Raw genomic sequence first — 352 nt, forward strand, 5'->3', positions numbered from 1 at the left:
TCCTTTAAGTTGATTCCAAATTGCTCCATGAATAATTTATCCAGGTAATGCCCTGCAAAGATCAAAATAAATGACCACAAGATAGCTCCGATAACATTATCCCTTAGGAATTCTTTCTTATCCATTTTTACAATTCCTGCAACAATCGGGGTAAAGGTTCTTACCACAGGTAAAAATCTAGCCATAATAATAGCTAATGCTCCATGTTTTTCAAAGAAATCATGAGCCTGATATAAATATTTTTTCTTAAAAAGCATTGAATCTGGTCTCTTATACAGAGCCGGACCTGCTTTACGTCCAAAATAGTAACCTACTTCATTTCCAATAATAGCAGCTATAGCTACACCGGAAG

The 352-nt window shown here is 35.2% G+C and carries 1 protein-coding gene; it reads right to left on the reverse strand.

Annotated features, from left to right (window positions below):
* Positions 1 to 352 (reverse strand): DedA family protein (locus SB679_RS23410; protein WP_410704675.1); only part of this gene is annotated, 352 nt, incomplete at both ends.

Source organism: Chryseobacterium sp. SIMBA_029, assembly GCF_046535275.1.
Classification (GTDB): domain Bacteria; phylum Bacteroidota; class Bacteroidia; order Flavobacteriales; family Weeksellaceae; genus Chryseobacterium.